This window comes from uncultured Sphingomonas sp. (assembly GCF_946477935.1).
GTDB lineage: Bacteria > Pseudomonadota > Alphaproteobacteria > Sphingomonadales > Sphingomonadaceae > Sphingomonas.
The window spans coordinates 1-4,227 of record NZ_CAMLAC010000272.1 but is presented as its reverse complement, the minus strand read 5'-3'; the positions used below and the strand labels follow the sequence as shown (position 1 = coordinate 4,227).

At 67.5% G+C, this 4,227-nt stretch carries 5 protein-coding genes, 1 tRNA gene and 1 pseudogene; 4 read left to right on the top strand and 3 right to left on the bottom strand.

What is annotated here, in order from left to right; translation table 11 throughout:
- Positions 1-782, bottom strand: a 782-nt coding sequence (locus Q0U08_RS18170; protein ID WP_298093083.1) for a permease, incomplete at its 3' end; no start/stop codon positions are given.
- Positions 779-1,498 (bottom strand): cell division ATP-binding protein FtsE, encoded by a 720-nt coding sequence (gene ftsE / locus Q0U08_RS18165; RefSeq protein WP_298093081.1) that lies wholly within the window; start codon positions 1,496-1,498, stop codon positions 779-781. The genes ftsE and Q0U08_RS18170, both read right to left, overlap by 4 nt.
- Positions 1,499-1,659: 161 nt before the next feature.
- Here ftsE and Q0U08_RS18160 point away from each other — a divergent pair, with 161 nt between their 5' ends.
- Positions 1,660-2,400 carry a zinc-ribbon domain-containing protein gene (locus Q0U08_RS18160; RefSeq protein WP_298093079.1) on the top strand — a complete coding sequence of 247 codons (741 nt, stop codon included), beginning with the start codon at positions 1,660-1,662 and terminating at the stop codon, positions 2,398-2,400.
- Positions 2,401-2,491: 91 nt separating this feature from the next.
- Positions 2,492-2,578: transfer RNA gene (locus Q0U08_RS18155), tRNA-Leu, on the top strand.
- 57 nt (positions 2,579-2,635) lie between these two features.
- Here Q0U08_RS18155 and Q0U08_RS18150 read toward each other — a convergent pair.
- Positions 2,636-3,100: a hypothetical protein gene (locus Q0U08_RS18150; protein ID WP_298093078.1), complete on the bottom strand. Its 465-nt coding sequence runs from the start codon at positions 3,098-3,100 to the stop codon at positions 2,636-2,638.
- 271 nt (positions 3,101-3,371) lie between these two features.
- Here Q0U08_RS18150 and Q0U08_RS18145 point away from each other — a divergent pair, with 271 nt between their 5' ends.
- Both Q0U08_RS18145 and Q0U08_RS18140 read left to right on the top strand, forming a co-directional pair.
- Positions 3,372-3,524 carry a hypothetical protein gene (locus Q0U08_RS18145; protein ID WP_298093077.1) on the top strand — a complete coding sequence of 51 codons (153 nt, stop codon included), beginning with the start codon at positions 3,372-3,374 and terminating at the stop codon, positions 3,522-3,524.
- Positions 3,525-3,573: 49 nt separating this feature from the next.
- A pseudogene (locus Q0U08_RS18140) lies at positions 3,574-4,227 on the top strand (type III polyketide synthase); the annotation flags it as partial.

Below are 4,227 nucleotides of genomic sequence, written 5' to 3'. Positions count from 1 at the left end.
GACGCCGCGATCAGGTCGGCGAGCGACAACCCGCCCAGCGCCGCCATCTGCCCGCCGACCAGCAGGATGACGGCGAGCGCGCCCAGCCCGCCCGCCGCGCTGCCGATCCCGGCATCGATCGCGATCCGGCGCTGGAACAGCCGGGCGATCTGCACGTCGGTGGAGCCCAATATGTGCATGACGCCTATCGTGGTGCGATGCGCCTCCAGCCCCGCGCGCGCGGCCAGCATCACCACCGCGCCGGTCGCCGCCATCATCAGCATGACGACCAGCCCGGCCAGCCATGTCATCGAGGAAAGGAACCCACTGACCGGCGTCATCCAGGTGGCATGTTCCTCGACCTGAACGGTGGCGGGGGACACGGCGCGCACGACCTGCGCGACGCGGGTGACGGTGGCGGGATCGGTATCGACCAGATCGACATCGATCAGCGCGGGCACGGGCAGGCCGGCATCGGCGGCGTCGGCCCCCAGCCAGGGCTTCAGCATGGCGGCGAGTTCCGCCTGCGGTACGCGCACGGTGCGCACCACCTCCTCACGGTCGCCCAGCGCGGCGAGTACGCGTCGGGTGGTCGCCTCGCGCCGGGTCGGCTCGCCCTCCATCACCTGTACCGTCAGTCGTCCGGCCAGTTGGCGGTCGAGCGCGCGCGCGGCGCGGGCGGTGCCAAGGCCACCGGCGGCGGCAAGCAGCGTCAGGAACAGCATGATCGCCATCACCCACGTCATCGCACGGATGCCCGGTGCCTCGTCCAGTACCCGCCGTTCGGTGCCCGCCCCGCTCATTCGCGGTCATCCGCGTTCATGCGCACGGGCGGATGGCGCAGCGCGCCGGTGGGATCGAGCAGCCGCCCGCCCTCCAGCCGCATCGTCTGGGCCGAGGGCAGGCGGTTCATCAGGTGCAGGTCGTGGGTGGCGACGACCACGGTGGTGCCCAGCTTGTGCAGCGAATCGAACAAGTGGAGCAGGCGCTCGGCCATGGCGGGATCGACATTGCCGGTCGGCTCGTCCGCAACCAGTATCTCGGGGCGGGCGATCACCGCGCGGGCGATGGCGACGCGCTGCTGTTCCCCGCCCGACAGCGTGGCAGGGCGGGACTGGGCGCGTTCGGACAGGCCGATCCAGGCAAGCATTTCGCGCACCGGCTGCGCAATGCTCGCCTCCGACATGCCGGCGACGCGTAAGGGAAGCGCGATATTGTCGGCGGCGCTGAGATGCGGGACCAGCCGGAAGTCCTGGAACACAACGCCGATTCGGCGGCGGAAGCCGGGCAGGCGCTCACGCGGCATGATGACGGCGTCCTCGCCGAACAGCCGGATGATGCCGCGGCTGGGGCGCTGGGCGAGATAGAGGAGGCGCAGCAGCGAGGTCTTGCCGGCACCGCTGGCCCCGGTCAGGAAATAGAAACTGCCGGCGCGAAGCGTGAAGCTGAGATCGGCCAGCGTCTCTTCACCCGCGCCGTAGCGCAGTCCGACATTCTCGAACTGGACGATGTTCGCCATGGCGCTCAAAGGGTCGCGATCGCTCGGGTCATGCCTTTGATCCGGCCTTGGCATGAGCGGGCCGACGCTTCAAGCTTGCCACATGACCGAGCGGCGTGCTTACTGAGGATCGGTTCAAAGGCCCGACGTTATCCGGGCCCATTCGTGAAGCGCCAACCCGCATGATCCTGGAATGTCCCGAGTGCCGCACCCGCTATCTGGTGCCCGACAGCGCGATTGGGCATGACGGGCGCACGGTGCGCTGCGCCAATTGCCGGCATAGCTGGTTCCAGTCGCCGCCGGAGCTGCCACTCGAACCCGTGCCGGTGCCGGCGGTATCGCTGGACAAGCCGGCGGATCACGACGCGAGCGAATCGGAGGGCGCGCCCGCCGCGCCGATGCCGCCCTTGCCCAGCTTCGTGTCCGCGCCGCCACCGCCGCCGGTGACCGAAACGCCGGCGGCCGAGAGCTTCGACGCCTTTGCGCACCAGCCGCCTTTCCGCCAGCGCCGCAACACTGCGCGCCGCTGGACGATCGGTGCGGTGGCGGCGGGGCTGTTGATGCTGGTCGGGGTGATCGCGATCCTGTGGCTGGGCGCGCCGGGGATCGGTGCCAGCCTGGGGCTGGGGAGCACCGAATCACCGCTGCGGCTGCGCGACAACCCGATCGAGCGGCGTGAACTGGCCAACGGATCGGAACTGTTCGCGGTCAGCGGGCAGATCACCAACCCGTCGAGCGACCGGCAGCGCGTGCCCGATATCCGGGCGGAATTGAAGGATGCGCAGGGGCGTGTCGTGTTCAACTGGACGATCACGCCGCAACAGCGGACACTGGGGCCGGGTGCGGCGATCGATTTCAACTCGGCCAAGCTGGACGTGCCGCCCAATTCCAAGCGGCTGGAACTCAGTTTCGCCGGGGAATGAAGAGTTTCGCGCGAAGCGTGTTGCAGGAGGCAAAAGGCTCTGCTAGGGGCACCGGCCTACCAGCCATCGGCCAGCCCGGTGGATCAAGTGTGCGGTCGTGGCGGAATTGGTAGACGCGCAACGTTGAGGTCGTTGTGGCCGAAAGGCCGTGGAAGTTCGAGTCTTCTCGACCGCACCATCTTCCCTTCATTATGATGAACCGGCCTGCAGGTCAGGCCGGCGGGTCCGCAAGGCATCATTGCCGCCGGGCGACGTCCTCCAGATAGCGCGTCATCGCGTTGTGGCCGCTTTCGTTCAGCGACACTTCGATCCGGCGACGATCGGCGGGGTCGATCACGCGGGTGATGAGGCCCAGCTTGTCGAGATGCTCGATCCAGCGCTGTGAGGTGGTGACGGGGGCATCGGCGGTGGACACCAGCGACTTGATGTTCAGGGTCTGGCGTCGGCGATAGGCAACGAACAGTGACAGCAGCATGTCCCAGGCCGGTTCGTGGAACAGTTCGTCCGGCAGGAAGTTGCGTCGTCGCTTGCGCTGGTCGATCAGCCGGCCGGCGATCCGGATCAGCGTTTCCTCATCCGGCCCGTCCGTCTCCTGCGAGGCGGCCACCAGCGAATCGGTGCGCCGACCAAACTCCTCGACAATGCCGGACAAGCGCGTCGCCAGTTCGTTGACCAGTCCGATGGCCGCTTCGTTGCTCACCCCTGACACCTCCAGCATGCTCCCACATGCCCGCCGGAATGGCGGTAGTTTTGTTATTGATCTGATTACGTTATCTACAATGGCATGATATCCCAAACAATCTTTTGGTTCCCTCGTCCGCAAGGATGATCGCACCGGCCGTCAGCATGACCTCGTAACATATATGAGCGCATGGACATTGGCGCAGCGCTATGGTTGATCGAGGTTAGTTTCTTGGAAGGGCGACGTCATGGATGCTCAGCGCGTATATGCGCTCCTTCAACAAGCCTGCATGCTTCTGGAGGACGCCGGCAACTATCACATCGCCGCGCATGTCGGACAGGCGATGGCGCTGGTCGAGGAGCGCTATGCGGTGGGGGGCGACCATCTGGCCGAGCGTGACGGCGCGCCTGCGCCGTCGGACCCCGTGGAACCGCCGAACTGAGGGCACTCGCGCGCAGGTCGTGCGTTGGAGAAGTCTCTCCGGCCCAAGGATTTTCGTGACTGCCTATTGCCACGCCATCGGTACTGCGGTGCCGGGCCATGATGTTCACGCCATGTATTGCGATTGGGCGGCGGACCTGCTGGACGGGCGCGAAGCGCGGATATTCGCGCGGATGGCGGGGCGTGCGGGGATCGACCACCGTTTTTCCGTGCTGCCGCCGCGAGACGATGGTCGCCCGCAGATCGGCGATGGCGGGTTTTACGACAAGGCCCCGTTGCCCGGCACGGCCGCGCGCATGGCCATCTATGCCAAGGCCGCACCACAGCTTGCCGCCGCCGCCGTGGACGCGTGCGCAGCGCAGGCCGACCTAGGCGGCATCACTCACCTGGTGGTGGCCAGTTGCACCGGCTTCGTGGCGCCGGGGATCGACCAGATCCTGGCGCGCCGGCTGGGGCTTTCCCCCTCGGTGGAGCGGCTGCTGATCGGGTTCATGGGCTGTTATGCGGCGGTGACCGCGCTGCGCACGGCGCGGCATATCGTGCGGTCCGAGCCGCAGGCGCGGGTGCTGGTCATCACGGTCGAGCTGTGTACGTTGCATCTGCAGGCGACACCGGAGGTGGGTGCGCTGATGGGGCAGTTGCAGTTCGGGGACGGGGCGGCGGCGGCGCTGGTGACGGGGGAGGCGCGCGGGCTGGCGCTGGAG

Coding starts and splice junctions, on each gene's coding strand:
- ftsE (WP_298093081.1), bottom strand. CDS start 1,498: ATGGCGAACATCGTCCAGTTCGAGAATGTCGGACTGCGCTACGGCGCG.
- Q0U08_RS18160 (WP_298093079.1), top strand. CDS start 1,660: ATGATCCTGGAATGTCCCGAGTGCCGCACCCGCTATCTGGTGCCCGAC.
- Q0U08_RS18145 (WP_298093077.1), top strand. CDS start 3,372: ATGCTTCTGGAGGACGCCGGCAACTATCACATCGCCGCGCATGTCGGA.